The sequence below is a fragment of the Mucilaginibacter sp. P25 genome (assembly GCF_050859465.1).
In the GTDB taxonomy this organism is placed as follows: domain Bacteria; phylum Bacteroidota; class Bacteroidia; order Sphingobacteriales; family Sphingobacteriaceae; genus Mucilaginibacter; species Mucilaginibacter gossypii.
This window is the reverse complement of record NZ_CP193937.1, coordinates 2876947-2889793: the sequence shown is the minus strand read 5'-3', so window position 1 is coordinate 2889793 and position 12847 is coordinate 2876947. Positions and strand designations below refer to the sequence as shown.

At 43.8% G+C, this 12847-nt stretch carries 16 protein-coding genes; 10 read left to right on the top strand and 6 right to left on the bottom strand.

Annotation, left to right across the window (positions count from 1 at the left end):
- The first annotated feature begins 399 nt into the window (after positions 1–399).
- The 4 genes from ACRQ5D_RS14890 to ACRQ5D_RS14875 are packed head-to-tail and all read left to right on the top strand — an operon-like array spanning position 400 to position 2733.
- Entirely contained in the window at positions 400–786 is a 387-nt protein-coding gene (locus ACRQ5D_RS14890) for a hypothetical protein (RefSeq protein WP_431199895.1), read from the top strand.
- Positions 783–1532, top strand: coding sequence for a sensor histidine kinase (locus ACRQ5D_RS14885; RefSeq protein ID WP_431199894.1), 750 nt, complete (start codon positions 783–785; stop codon positions 1530–1532). Before ACRQ5D_RS14890 ends, ACRQ5D_RS14885 begins: the two co-directional genes overlap by 4 nt.
- Positions 1529–2269 carry a LytR/AlgR family response regulator transcription factor gene (locus ACRQ5D_RS14880; RefSeq protein WP_091175983.1) on the top strand — a complete coding sequence of 247 codons (741 nt, stop codon included), beginning with the start codon at positions 1529–1531 and terminating at the stop codon, positions 2267–2269. The genes ACRQ5D_RS14885 and ACRQ5D_RS14880 overlap by 4 nt, the downstream gene beginning before the upstream one ends.
- A 41-nt stretch (positions 2270–2310) precedes the next feature.
- Positions 2311–2733 carry a DUF1801 domain-containing protein gene (locus tag ACRQ5D_RS14875; protein WP_091175981.1) on the top strand — a complete coding sequence of 141 codons (423 nt, stop codon included), beginning with the start codon at positions 2311–2313 and terminating at the stop codon, positions 2731–2733.
- Positions 2734–2739: 6 nt separating this feature from the next.
- Here the strand turns inward: ACRQ5D_RS14875 and ACRQ5D_RS14870 are convergent, their stop codons facing one another.
- From ACRQ5D_RS14870 to ACRQ5D_RS14855, 4 genes are all read right to left on the bottom strand, one after another.
- Entirely contained in the window at positions 2740–4401 is a 1662-nt protein-coding gene (locus ACRQ5D_RS14870; protein ID WP_432329381.1) for a histidine kinase dimerization/phosphoacceptor domain -containing protein, read from the bottom strand.
- Positions 4344–4649: a tetratricopeptide repeat protein gene (locus tag ACRQ5D_RS14865; protein ID WP_432329379.1), complete on the bottom strand. Its 306-nt coding sequence runs from the start codon at positions 4647–4649 to the stop codon at positions 4344–4346. Before ACRQ5D_RS14865 ends, ACRQ5D_RS14870 begins: the two co-directional genes overlap by 58 nt.
- Before the next feature lie 22 nt (positions 4650–4671).
- A complete protein-coding gene (locus ACRQ5D_RS14860; RefSeq protein ID WP_432329377.1) occupies positions 4672–5019 on the bottom strand; it encodes a hypothetical protein in 348 nt (115 codons plus the stop codon).
- A gap of 177 nt (positions 5020–5196) precedes the next feature.
- Positions 5197–6642, bottom strand: coding sequence for a PLP-dependent aminotransferase family protein (locus ACRQ5D_RS14855; protein WP_091175976.1), 1446 nt, complete (start codon positions 6640–6642; stop codon positions 5197–5199).
- A gap of 91 nt (positions 6643–6733) precedes the next feature.
- On the opposite strand from ACRQ5D_RS14855, the gene ACRQ5D_RS14850 reads away from it, so the two are divergent.
- The 6 genes from ACRQ5D_RS14850 to ACRQ5D_RS14825 all read left to right on the top strand — a co-directional run bounded on the left by ACRQ5D_RS14850 (position 6734) and on the right by ACRQ5D_RS14825 (position 11110).
- Positions 6734–7201, top strand: a complete 468-nt coding sequence (locus tag ACRQ5D_RS14850) for a GNAT family N-acetyltransferase (RefSeq protein ID WP_091175973.1) — start codon at positions 6734–6736, stop codon at positions 7199–7201.
- A gap of 5 nt (positions 7202–7206) precedes the next feature.
- Positions 7207–8409, top strand: a complete 1203-nt coding sequence (locus ACRQ5D_RS14845; RefSeq protein WP_091175970.1) for an aminotransferase class V-fold PLP-dependent enzyme — start codon at positions 7207–7209, stop codon at positions 8407–8409.
- A gap of 222 nt (positions 8410–8631) precedes the next feature.
- Positions 8632–9489, top strand: a complete 858-nt coding sequence (locus tag ACRQ5D_RS14840; protein WP_432329375.1) for a helix-turn-helix domain-containing protein — start codon at positions 8632–8634, stop codon at positions 9487–9489.
- 68 nt (positions 9490–9557) lie between these two features.
- Entirely contained in the window at positions 9558–10130 is a 573-nt protein-coding gene (locus ACRQ5D_RS14835) for a DUF417 family protein (RefSeq protein ID WP_091175966.1), read from the top strand.
- Positions 10131–10150: 20 nt separating this feature from the next.
- Positions 10151–10690 carry a carboxymuconolactone decarboxylase family protein gene (locus ACRQ5D_RS14830; RefSeq protein ID WP_090534021.1) on the top strand — a complete coding sequence of 180 codons (540 nt, stop codon included), beginning with the start codon at positions 10151–10153 and terminating at the stop codon, positions 10688–10690.
- 18 nt (positions 10691–10708) lie between these two features.
- Positions 10709–11110 carry a nuclear transport factor 2 family protein gene (locus tag ACRQ5D_RS14825; RefSeq protein WP_218134524.1) on the top strand — a complete coding sequence of 134 codons (402 nt, stop codon included), beginning with the start codon at positions 10709–10711 and terminating at the stop codon, positions 11108–11110.
- A 472-nt stretch (positions 11111–11582) separates the two neighbouring features.
- Here the strand turns inward: ACRQ5D_RS14825 and ACRQ5D_RS14820 are convergent, their stop codons facing one another.
- On the bottom strand, positions 11583–12419 hold the full coding sequence (locus ACRQ5D_RS14820) for an IS3 family transposase (protein WP_432329372.1): 837 nt from the start codon (positions 12417–12419) through the stop codon (positions 11583–11585).
- Entirely contained in the window at positions 12412–12780 is a 369-nt protein-coding gene (locus ACRQ5D_RS14815) for a transposase (protein ID WP_431200280.1), read from the bottom strand. Before ACRQ5D_RS14815 ends, ACRQ5D_RS14820 begins: the two co-directional genes overlap by 8 nt.
- Positions 12781–12847 lie beyond the last annotated feature (67 nt).

Sequence of the window (12847 nt, the reverse complement as noted above, 5' to 3'; positions counted from 1 at the left end):
TCCCCCTCTGGGAGATTTTAGAATTTAATAAACATGTATTAATTGAAGGACAGATGCACCAGAGGTGCAAAAGGTTTGTAGCTCGTAAAGTTATAGAATACCCTTTGCCCCAGAGGGGCAAAACACGACGATTTGCTGGTTAAACGACAAGCAATTTGTGGGTAAACTTAAACTCGCAGAGGACCCTGATGCCTACGCCACGCAGGTTCGCTTTTTTCAATTCGGGTAGGGCGGCGGCCCTCAGGGTCCTCTGCGAGAGACCCTGAGGGGACGGGGAAAATATATTGGGTATTGAGAGGTGTCATCCTGAACCTGTCGATGGACATGCGCAGAGGCCCTGCTCGTCATGCTTCGAGGATCTACCCATGACACCTGTTTTTTATTATTATGATATTTAACATGAACAGTTTATCCGTTGATACATTAAACCAAAACTGGCTGTTTAAATACAAGCTGTACCACATCCCATTTTGGTGTGTGTACCATTATTTTTGGTTTACCATAGCGGTGGCTAACCCTGTGGCAGCGGCCAAATCCATGTTTTTTTCGGCTTATAGTGTCAAGATCCTGGCTTATGTAGTTTTCCAGGCGCTGGCGGTATATTTTAACCTTTACCTCTTAATGCCGCGGTTTATGAAAAAAGAGCGGCTTACCCAATATGTAATTTATCTTTCGCTAACCATCATCGGCACATCATCGCTTATTAACGGCGGCTATTATTTAAGTGCTTTTTTTGCAGGCTGCTCAGTAAAAAAATGTTTGGCGTTGATCCGGGCAATTTTATGAGTTTCTATAATACTTCCTTCCCCTCTACCGTAGCCAGTATGACTTTGGGTATGAGTATCAAACTCACCAAAAACTGGCTGCAAACCCAGCACCGCCAGCAGCTGCTCGAAAAAGAGAAACTGGAAACCGAACTTAAATTCCTGAAATACCAGTTTAACCCGCATTTTTTGTTCAACAGCATCAACTCCATATTTTTCCTGATCCATAAAAACCCCGGTATGGCATCGGCATCATTGGCCAAATTTTCTGAATTACTGCGGTACCAGTTGTACGAGTGCAACGACCAGCAAATCTCTTTAGGAAAAGAGCTTAGCTATCTCGAAAACTTTATCGAGCTGGAAAAGCTTCGGCAAAACAATAATGTGCATGTTGCCTTTGAAGCAGATGAGCCGATGCCCGGTCATTTAGGCATAGCCCCCTTTATATTAATGACCTTTGTAGAAAACGCGTTTAAGCATGTATCCAAAGAGGCGGAACACCCTAACTGGATTGCGATTAGATTGGGATTGAAAAACGATCAGCTCGATTTTCATGTTGCCAACAGCGCATCAAACGACCCGGGAACCGGGCTTGTGAACTTTGGGGGTATCGGCCTGAAAAATGTAAAGCGCCGGCTTGACCTGATTTACCCCGACCTTCATAAGCTGGAGATCCAAAATACCGGAGACCGCTTTGAGGTACACCTGCAATTAACTTTAACCGAACTGGAACAATCATCCGCAACCTTTCAAATGGCCTCACTATGATGAACTGTGTAATAATAGATGATGAGCCCTTAGCCCGCGAAGGATTAGCCAGCTATGTACGCGAGGTTGATTTTTTGAATTTAACCGGCACCTGCGAAAACCCGCTCGAACTGATCAAGCTACTTGACCACCAGGCTATCGACCTAATATTCCTGGATATCCAGATGCCGAAAATGAACGGTATTGATTTTTTAAAGATCATGCAGAAACCGCCGATGGTGATCATCACTACAGCCTACCCCAGCTATGCGCTTGAAGGCTTCCAGCTCAATGTGCTCGATTACCTGCTGAAACCCATCACGTTCGACCGCTTTTTTAAATCGGCCAATAAGGCTAAAGATTATCACCGCCTGCTTAACAATTGGGCCCAGCCCGGCGCACCAAAAACGGAAGCTGATGAAGGTTACTTCTTTATCAAATGTGGTAATAAATACGAAAAGATTTACTTTGATGAGATCCTGTACGTTGAGGGGATGCAAAACTACGTTACCATATTTACCGCCAAAGGCAAATATATCACGCTGCTTAACCTCAAAAGCCTTGAACAAAATTTAGATAACAAACTCTTTATCCGCGTACATAAATCATACATCGTATCAACCGGTAAAATTGATGGTATTGAGGGAAATGATATTTTTATCGGTCAGCACCGCATCCCTATAAGCCGCAATTACCGCGAGCAGGTGATCCGACAGGTTGTTGCTAATAAACTGTGGGATAAAATAAAATTTTCGTGATATATTTATATATCGTTTTTAACCTTTATCCTGCTTAAGCCATGGCCAAAAACACCAATAAAACCACGGAAACCGCAGCAAGCGTAAGCGATTTCATCAATACCATTGCCGATGAAGCCAAACGGGCCGACAGCTTTAAGCTGACCGCGCTAATGGAAGAAGCAAGCGGTCACAAAGCAAAAATGTGGGGGCCGGCCATTGTAGGCTTTGGCAGTTATCATTACAAATATGAAAGCGGCCGTGAGGGTGATGCCCCGCTTATAGCCTTCTCGCCCCGTAAAAATTCTTTAACACTCTATCTTCCAGGCTTTGAGAGCAAGGAACAATTGCTGCAAAAATTAGGTAAGCACAAGCAAAGTGGCTGCTGTACGCATATTGTTAAACTGACCGATGTAGATAATACTGTACTCAGGCAATTACTCAACGAATCATTTAAACACGCGGAAACAACGCGCTGCAAATAGAGATCATTATAAGAAATTGCTTTCTACCTCGCTATGGTGCCTTACTTTCTCAATTTTAAATTCAACACTGATAGTAACGCCCGCCTTATTTTGAACTTTAAAAGTGCCACCCAGTTGTTTACTTAAGGCCTTCATCATTTCCATACCCAATGAGGTTACTGTTTTAAGATCAAAGCCTGCCGGCAGCCCTTTTCCGTTGTCGGCAATGGTTAATATCACTCCGTCTTCGCCTACGCGGTTCAACGCGACGACGATCTGCCCGCCTTCACTGCTAAAGGCGTACTTGATAGCGTTGGTTATGGCTTCATTAAGTATCAGGCCGAACGGAACAGCCTGGGTCAGATCGAGATAAATGGGTTCAACCACCTGCTCAAACCTGATACGACGGGTTACCGAATCAAAACAATCGGTGAGGTTGCGGATCAGATCGGTTACGTATGATGGCATATAAATGCTGGCCACATTATCAGCACTATACAATTTATGGTGTATAAGCGCTATGGCCTGCACCCGGTTTTGGCTTTCAGTGATGGCTTCAATGGCCGCGTTGTTTTCCAGGTATGCCGATTGCGTGCTTAACAGGCTCATCACAATTTGCAGGTTATTTTTAACCCTGTGATGTACCTCTTTTAGCAACCATTCTTTTTCATTAAGTAATTTTTCCTGTTTACTGTTCAACAGCTGCAATGATTGGTTTTGCTTGTTAATTTCGTTTTGCTGAGCCTGTAACCGTACATTGCTGCGCTGCTTTAAACGATAACGATTATAACCAACCCCCAGCGAAAGCAACAACATTACCGAGCCTCCAATAAGCAAATTACGATCGGCCTGTGCTGCTAAAAACCGGCTGCGCTGCAACTGCTCATTGTTTTTAAGCAGTTGGATATCCTTAGCCTGCAGTTGCAGGTCTTTATTCTTCTTATCCGTATCAAACTCAATTTGCAAAAAGGAGGTGTGCTTGGCATTGTTAACCAGGTAAACCGAATCGGTAAGCATTTTGTAGCGCTGATAATGCTTAATAGCACTTTGGTACCTGCCCATCCCCGAGTCGGCCTTAAACCAGTTGAGCTGGTTCTGTGCCAAAAAAGGCAGCACCTTTGTTTTTTGATAAAAACTTTCATTTTCCTGCAAGTAGGGATACGCTTTATTATACTGCCCTATGGCGATATAATAATTAATATATGACCTTAACATCTCGGTATAATTTGCCCCTGCATCTTTTTTTAGCGCCTCCATTTTGTCGATGTACACTTTGGCCATTTTATACTGTTTAAGCTTCAAATAAACCAGGCAAAAATCATAGTAGTTTTCAAATCTTTCCTGCGTTGTTGTAAACAGGTTCATATTTTTGAGCAATTGCAGCCGTGCAAGCGCTTTTTCGGGCTGTTCCATTTTATAGTAGCTCATGGCCAGGTTACCGTTTATTACAACTATTGAAGCTGTGTCATTATATTTTTGGGCAATTTTTACAGCCTTATCAAAATAAATTATGGCATCGCCAAATTTATGCAGCGTATAATACGAAAGGGCAAACCGATTGTATATTGTACACATTTGCAAACTGGTATCACCGCGACCTTCGGCAAGCCTCACCGCTTTCAACTGATACTTCAGGGCGTTATCAGCATCTCCCTGGAAGGTAAGGCAGCCGCCAAGCAGGTTGTACAAACCATCCAGGTCTTTTTCCCTATCGATTGGTATATTGCCAATGCCGTGCGCAGGTTTTTAACAGCAATATCATACGATCCTTTTATGCTTTGCAGATCGGCCATATCTACGATAGCTGTAGCTTCCCTGTCCTTTAAACCCGCTTGCCGAAAAATATCAATGGCTTTTTGATAATAGGCTATTTTTTTATCCAGGTCCTGGCCTTCATTTCCATAATGCTGCCCAATAATGACATAAGCTTCGGCCATACCCGGCAAATCATCTATCGACTTAAAAAATCAAACCCCTCTGGGCCAATGCAGCACCGCCTTTATGATCGCCTTTTTTATTGCTGATCATTGCTGCCATCAACGCAGCGTTCCCCTGCCCTTTAACATCATTAAGCTGAATGCTTAATTGTTCGGCTTGTTTCATAAACCGGTAAGAGCTATCTGTTTCCTTTGCTCCCGCGCCCGATTTGAGCAGGATAACACGGCTTAAAGCAAGCAACAGCTTCACTTTGCCGGTATCAGCTTTGCTTTTTTGAATTTGCGATTGCAACGAGGCTGAAGATTGCGCACACAGCTGTCCTGTCACGCAAACAACAGCAACACATAGCAGTAAAAATTTAAATTTCATGATAAAGGGGATAACCATTAAAACGTGCTGCCGTCTTTTAAAAACAGAACTTAAAATACAATAAAAAATTCAATAAATGCCTTATAGATAACTATTTGGCATAACCATAAATAAAATACTAATTTATTACTAATCAGCCATTCAGAAAAAATTAAGTTTATTTGGTGATGTTGTAGTTCAGGATATAAGGCCATTCACTAATTTCCCCAACACCTTAAAACTATCTTCAACCACCCCGTCAAAAGCTAACCCAAAACTAATGCGGATAAAATTGGTAAACCGCCCGTCTACACTAAAGATCTGGCCGGGAGCTATGCTGATGCTTTGCTCTATTGCCAATTGGTACAGTTCAAAGGCATTTACCTTTTTATCCAGTTCGACCCAAAGCGCATAGCCGCCTTGTGGCCTGCTAATCTTTGTACCTGCCGGGAAGTGTGTTGCGATAGCCTGCGTATACCGCAGGCACTGGGTATATAACGCCTTCCGCAAATGCCTCATGTGCAGGTCATATCGCCCGGTTTCAAAAAAATGACCAATAGCTGCCTGTGTAGGTGTGGCCGAGGCTATGGAATGCATCATTTTAATATTCAGCACCTGTTCTTTAAACCTGCCCGGAACGCACCAGCCTACCCGGTAACCAGGCGCTATTGATTTGGATACCGATGAACAAAGGATCACCCAGCCATCCTTATCATAACTTTTGCAGGTGCGCGGACGGCTTTTTCCAAAATAGATCTCACCATAAATATCATCCTCAATTAAGGGAACTTGCTTTTCAGCAAGCAGGCGCACCAGTTGCTGCTTACGCTCATCGGGCATGCAAACCCCTATCGGGTTACTAAAATTGGTAACAAACAGGCATACTTTTACTGGCACTTCATTCATAGCCCGTTCCAGGTATTCCAGGTCGAGGCCGGTATCGGGGTTCACCGGAATTTCCAATACTTTCAGGTCCAGGCTGAGCATCACATTGAAAATCCCGAAATAAGTAGGGCTTTCAATAGCAATGGTATCGCCGGGCTTGGTAAGCGCCCTTAAGCAAAATATTAAAGCTTCCAGGCAGCCCTGCGTTGTGATCACATCATCTTCGGTAATATTACCACCCCAGTTAAAGGCGTTTTTAGCCGCCTGTTTGCGCAAAGCAATATTACCCTGCGGGTTTTCATAAGTGATATTACCCGATGGACTATTACGTATAGATTCCATCATGGATTTACTGAGCTTTGCCAGCGGAATCAGGCTGAGCGGCGGCGATGAGCGCGAGAGCTGCAAAACGCTGTCTTCCGACATGTTGCGGTAAACCATCGCAATCATTTCGGCAACGCTGGCCTGTTTAACCTTTTTAAGCGGTGGTTTGGTTTCGGGCACGCTGGTAAAACGGGCGGGCAGGTATTTTACATAGTAGCCCGATTTGGTACGTGCCTCTATCAAACCCAGGTTTTCCAGCTCAACATAGGCCTTATAAGCTGTACTCATGCTAATACCCTGCTCCTGGCTCAGCATCCTTACCGACGGCAGCTTGTCGCCGAGCTTAAGCAGATTTTGCTTAATCTGCTTTTCAATCCGGGCAGCAATTTGTGCGTATAAAAAATCGTAATCCTCAGTATGAGCAATGCTTTCCATGCAAAATCTGTTATGCTCAAAATTAACAAAACTACATCTGTTTTTCTATTTCCGAATGTTTTTATTTTGTAATGATCAAATAATTAAGCACATGGAACTACAGGTTATCGATTATCAGCCACAACATGCCCCCTATTTTGAAAAGTTTAACAAAGCATGGCTTGAAGAGTATTTTAGCGTTGAACCTTTTGATAAATGGGTACTGGAAAACCCCGACGAGGCCATCATTAAAACAGGCGGCAGCATTTACTTTATCACTTCGAAACAAAAAATTATTGGCACCGTAGCGCTGCGATATATAGAAGACGGTGTTTACGAGCTTACCAAAATGGCGGTGGATAAAGACAGTCGCGGAGCTGGCGCCGGTCAGTTTCTATGTCAAACCGGTATTGATAAAGCGCGTGAACTGGGTGTAAAAAAGCTGGTACTATTTTCAAACAGAGTGCTTGAAAATGCCATCCACATTTACCGTAAGCTGGGCTTTACCGAAATCCCAGTTGAGCCCGGCACCTACAAACGAGCGGATATCATGATGGAAATAAATTTCACAAATAACTAAACCTGATGGAAAATATACTAAGCGAACAGGAAGTACAGCAACTAAGGGCCGAAACCCGGGGCACAACAAAAACCATCCACTTCAATAATGCAGGCTCGTCCCTGCACCCCGATGTGGTGGTTGATACCGTGATAGATTACCTGTACGAAGAAGCGCAAAACGGCGGCTACGAAACCGAGTACACATACCGCGAAGAGCTTGAAAACACCTACAACCTCATAGCCCGACTCATCAACGCCCGCAAGGATGAAATTGCCATTGTTGAAAACGCCAGTATTGGCTGGTGGCTTGCCTTTAACGGCATTGATTTTAAACCCGGCGATGAGATCATTACCTGCGAAATGGAATATGTAACCAACCTGATAGGTTTGCTGCACGCTAAAAAAACCCTGGGTGTTGAGTTTAAAGTAATCCCCAATGATGAGCGGGGTAATTTCCGGCTGCAGGCTTTGGAAGATGCCATTTCTGACCGGACAAAACTGATAGCCGTAACCCACATCCCCTCAACCGCAGGGAGCATGATCCCGGTAGCAGAGATAGGCAGGATAGCGCGCAAACACAATATTTTGTACCTGCTTGATGCCTGCCAAAGCGTGGGCCATGTGCCGCTGGATGTGCAGGAAATAGGCTGCGATATGCTGGCCGTAACCGGCAGGAAGTATTTGCGGGCGCCGAGGGGTACCGGCTTTCTGTATGTCCGCAAAGAAATTCAGGATAAGCTGAAGCTGTTTTTCATGGACGGCTTCACTACCCAATGGGTAACCGAAACTGATTTTAAACCGCGCAATGATGCCCGCCGTTTTGAGGTGTATGAAAAAAGCCGCGCCTTAACTCTTGGCCTTGGCAAGGCGGTTGAATATGCACTCAACATAGGTGTTGAGCGTACCTGGCAGCGGGTGCAATATTTAGCCAGCTTATTACGCGAAAAACTAAAAAATATTAACGGCGTAACCGTTCATGATTTTGGCGATGAGTTATGCGGCATCGTAACTTTTTCGGTAGATGGCATGGAGGCCGCAACGGTAAAAAACAAGCTGGCCGAAAAGCACATCAATGTATCAGTTGGCAAGGCGGTTTCAACCCTCATTTATATGAACAAAAACAAACTGGGCAATATCGTAAGAGCTTCAGTACATTATTATAATACCGGGGAAGAGATTGATATCTTATGCGAAGTTTTAGAGGAGTTGGTTAGAGTGAGTGTTTAACATTCGCACGATTAAGCGCCCCCGCTATTGTTCGTGTTGTCACCAACAATAGCGGGTTATAGTTCAAGCGAAAAACGCTTAAACTCGCTTGATAAAAGCTGTCAACAAACGGCAGCATCTATTGATGTTTTGTAATTTTTGAGCGCAAACTCGGCCTCATAAAAGTCGTTGTCGCTATAAAAAGCAGAGTATATTTATATTAGTGCCATAAATCATTGGCCATTGAAAGCAATCCGCGATAAAGCAGGTGAATTTTTACTTGGGTTACAGGATGTACGGGAAGATATTCTATGTACGCCTGCCCAGTTTTCTGAATATACCGTTTACCTCGTTCCTGAGGGGTCGGGTATCTTTCATGCAGATTTTGGGGCATTCCCTTTTACAGGCCCGGTGTTGTTGTTTTCAACCCCGTTGCAGATTATTTATGTAGACGAGTGCCGCGCAATAAAAAGCAATATCTTACAATTTCACAGTGATTTTTATTGTATCGAGTACCACCGTGAAGAAGTAGCCTGCAATGGGTTACTATTTAACAACATCTATATTGATCCAATAGTTGCGCTTACTCCGCAGGATGTAAAAGTGTTTGAGCTGTTACTGATGCAGATGAACGACAGATTTATGCAGCCGCAACCATCCGAAATTGTATTGCGGGCCTACCTGCAGCTTTTTTTGGCCAAGGCCAGCAGCATAAAAATAAATGGCATCAGTACCGGTGAGGATAAACCTCAAAAAGATGAAATAATGGAAAAGTTCCGGACGTTGCTTAACCAGCATTATCTTGACCTGCATAAACCATCAGATTATGCCTCGTTACTCGCCATATCTTCTGATAATTTAACCCGGCGTTGTACCAAATACTTTCGCAAATCACCATCACAGCTTATCCAGGAACGGCTTATCCTCGAAGCAAAGAAACAGCTCCATTTAACCCGGCAAAGCATCAAAGAAATTGCCTATAACCTTAAATTCCAGGATGAGTTTTATTTTAGCCGGGTATTTAAAAAGTTCACCAAGGTATCGCCCCAAACTTTTCGCGATAAAACAGGCATCTCCATCGTCGCGGATTTGTACAAATAAAACCCCGTTCTCGTCCATGTTTGCGGGGCTCATAGCGTTGTAGTTTTGCTTTATCAAAAAACAACAACATGAAAACTTCAATCATAAATACCATAGCCGGCCTTGATCAGCTTGGCAAAAAAGCAGTCCGTTTCGGCATCGTAGTCGTATTCCTTTGGATAGGCGGCCTTAAATTTTTCACTTACGAAGCCGATGGCGTTGTGCCCTTTGTGGCCAACAGTCCGGTGATGTCATTCTTTTACAACCATCCAACAGAATACAAAAAACACATCAATAAAGAAGGCGAACTGATTGCTTCCAACCACCAATGGCATATCGAAAATAATACTTATGGCTTTTCTATTGGTCTGGGTATTTTCCTGGTAACACTGGGCATACTGGTTGCACTTTATAAAGTTGTACCAATACCAAGTATGATTGCCAGTATCCTGGTATTTATCATGACTTTGGGCACGCTTTCCTTCCTGGTCACTACGCCCGAAAGCTGGGTACCACATTTAACCGATAACCAATGGGGCTTCCCATACCTGTCAGGCCGCGGTCGTTTGGTTATTAAAGATGTCGTGATCCTTGGCGGTGCCATCATCACTATGAGCGAAACCGCGCAACTTTATCTTAAACGTAAAACAACAAGTAAATAATATTAAACCATAATATAATCATGAAAACTATAAATGTTCCCACCCGCGAACAGGTAAGTGCCGAAGCGCAGGTAATGTTTGATACCTTCACAAAACGCGTTGGTAAAGTACCTAACCTTTATGCCACCATGGGCTATTCGGCACCTGCACTTAAAATGTTTATGGATATGGAAGATGACATGAGCAAAAGCGTGTTTACCCCCAAAGAAAGGGAAGCCATTGCCCTCATTGTTTCTGAGTTAAACGGTTGTGCCTATTGCTTAGCCGGTCATAGTATGCTGGCCATGAAACGCGGCTTTACTAAAGAACAAACCCTTGATATCAGGAGAGGCCATACAGCTGATGACAGATTGAATGCCATTATCGGTTTAGCCAAGTCAATTGTTGAAAATAAAGGTAAAGGCGATGAAACCATAGTAAATAACTTTTACGAAGCCGGTTTTGATGAAGCCGCTTTGATGGACCTTATAGCCTTTATTACCATACGTGTGTACACTAACTACGTATTTGCCAACACCGAAGTTCCGGTAGATTTTCCTGCCGCTGAGCCTCTTAACTAATATCTAAAACATTTCATCATGAAAACCACAGAAGAAGTAAAAGGACAGTTAGCCAATAAGTTTTTAACAGGACTAAAAAATCGTGATTGGGAGCTCATGCGCTCGGCCCTTGCCAATGATGTTACCTGGACCCTGCCGGGAACAAGTTTGCTTTCGGGTCCTGCTGTTGGTGCCGATGCCGTGATTAAACGTGCCGGTCAGCTGCGTGATTTTGGGGTAATGGTTCAATTTAACCATATTTTATACGGATTGGATAGTGTAGCCCTGTCGCTTCACAATACTGCCAGCCGTGGCGATTTGATCCTGGATGAGCAGGTTGCCATAGTTTGCGATATTACTGACAATAAGATTAGCCGGATAACTACCCATTTGAGTGATGTTGAAGGGATCAATGAGTTTTTTATTGAAGGGGTGATTTAACGTCATACAGCATATCATAAACTCATTTGTGTTCCATCAGGATCTCTCGCAGATTTAAGTTTACCCATAAAATCAATAATCAAATTGGGTAATCCTGATAAGTTGAACCACTCTCGGGTTCGGGTAAGGGCTGTGACGTTTTGTACAAACCTGTTCTCCTTCTGGGGGATTTTACAATTTAATAAACATGTATTAATTGCCCAAGGACAGATGCGCCAGAGGAGCAAAAGGTTTTTAGCTCGTAAAGTTACGTTCCATCAGGGTCTCTCGTAGAGGACCCTGATGTCTTCGCCAAGCAAGTACGCCTGTTTGGCGCATTGGGGTGTGATGGTTTATCCGGACAGTTGATCTGTCATGATTTATAAAAGTAAAAATAAATAACTTGTTGTTTGTTTGTGGTGTTGAAATGTGGGAAACTCGGAGAGTTTTCCATATTTCAACACGTTTTTCTTTTTTTGCTTCTTTTTTCTTTTTATCGGGCCTCCGCTTTTTGTGGATAACTTGCCTTTCGCTCAAACGCCATCGGGCTGATATAGCCTAAGGCTGAATGTCTTCGGATAGGGTTATAGTACATTTCAATATATTCAAATATCTCGCTGCGGGCATTTTCTATATTTTCAAAAGAGCCGTCCTGCAATAGCTCGGCTTTAAACCGGGAGAAGTACGATTCCATAAAAGCATTGTCATACGGATTGTCCGTATCGCTCATGCTTTGTAGTACATGACACCTGGCAAGCCATCGGCGGAATATATTCCCTGCATATTGTCCGCCACGATCTGAATGAACGATCAACCCCTTATCAGCTTTACGATTGCTATAGGCCTTCTGAAACGCCTCCAGTACAAGGGCCTCTTTCATGTGGTGCAACAACTGCCACCCGATCACTCTGCGGGAAAACAGATCCATCCATACCGCCAGATAGCACCAGGATCCTTCTCTTAGCGGGATATAGGTGATATCGCCAACCCATATCTGGTCTATCCCTGATGGCGGTAACCTGTCTTTCAACCGGTTGGGGCTGATTGGATATGGATGTCGGCTATCTGTTGTCCGGGGCACAAATGATCTGGGTTGAATCGCTTTCAATCCATTTTGATGTAAGATACGCCGTACCCGGTAATGACCTATCTTTAATCCCTGGTCTGACAACTCCGGGACTAACCTACGGATACCATAACGGTGTTTATGTAACCGGAAGGCTTCAACTACCTGCGCTTCGATCTTCTTTTGAACTGAGCATTCAGCCTGCTCATCCTGCTTACGATAGGCATAGTAACAGCTCCTGCTCACCGATAATACATCACACATCCTTATCACCGGAAAAAACAGCTCCTGTGATAAAATAAAAGCGTACACCTGCTTTAAGTTGTCCGGCTGAAAATGCCCAATGCTTTTTTAAGATATCCCTTTCCTGCTCCACTTCTCGCAGACGTACCTTCATTCGTTCATATTCTTCTACCGATACAATCGGCGTTTCTGACCCTGGCGATTTCAGCGCCGATGATCCCGTTGTTTCTTTATAACGGCTTTTCCATTTGTGGATCAAATTCTCCCTGATCCCCAACGAAGCGGCCACGTCCACAACCGAACGACCACTAAAAACCATCTTCAATACATCCGACCTAAAATCCGCATCGTAAACACGGCGGCTTGACTTTTTCTTGTCCATTGATTTGCTAAGTTAAGCATCTCGACTGTCCGGCTTTACCGATGCATCTCACATGTTATGTTATTGT